The sequence below is a fragment of the Paenibacillus cookii genome (genome assembly GCF_018333375.1).
Classification (GTDB): domain Bacteria; phylum Bacillota; class Bacilli; order Paenibacillales; family Paenibacillaceae; genus Paenibacillus_AQ; species Paenibacillus_AQ cookii.
This window is the reverse complement of sequence record NZ_BORW01000100.1, coordinates 1-651: the sequence shown is the minus strand read 5'-3', so window position 1 is coordinate 651 and position 651 is coordinate 1. Positions and strand designations below refer to the sequence as shown.

General features: G+C 50.8%; 1 protein-coding gene. It reads left to right on the top strand.

Annotated features, from left to right (window positions below; all coding sequences use genetic code 11):
• Nucleotides 1–123 precede the first annotated feature (123 nt).
• Nucleotides 124–651: transposase (locus KI367_RS26750; protein ID WP_212953328.1), on the top strand; the 528-nt coding region annotated here is incomplete at its 3' end.

Genomic DNA, 651 nt, shown 5'->3' with positions numbered 1-651 from the left:
TAGGGCTTGCTGAATAATCAAAAAATCCTTATCTCACAAGGGTTTAGAGGCACTATTGTCGAATTCATCTGCAAAGAAAACACGGAAAATCGGTAAAAAACCTTGCAGATGGAGTGAGCGAAAGTGTTCGTGCTGAATCGAGATATGGCAGACTTGTTGGAAAACTTCTATTTGCCCTTTGGCGGAAAATTAAATCCAACCAATCGGTGGGTGCAGCTTGCGGCGATCATCCCTTGGGACAAAGTAGAAGAGAAATATGTGAGCTCGTTCAAGTCCCCAGCCATCGGCCAAAAGGCGTACTCGGCACGTATCGCCCTCGGCTCGCTCATCATCAAAGAGCGCCTTGGTTTAAGTGACCGCGAGACCACCTTACAAATCCAGGAAAATCCATATTTGCAGTTCTTCTTGGGCTACACCGCGTATGTCGATAAAGTGCCGTTTCATCACTCCCTGCTCACGCATTTTCGGGAACGGCTCGGCTTGGAAATCCTAGCTGAAGTCAACGACTGGATCGCCCAAGCCGCGCTGCAAGCAGAGCGAGAGGTCGAGGCGAAACCGAAATCGTCCAAGCGAGATCGCGATGACGACGACAACGACGCGGGCGGCTCGCAGCTCACCATGGAGGTAGGGGACGCTTTCTCTATTCCCGAG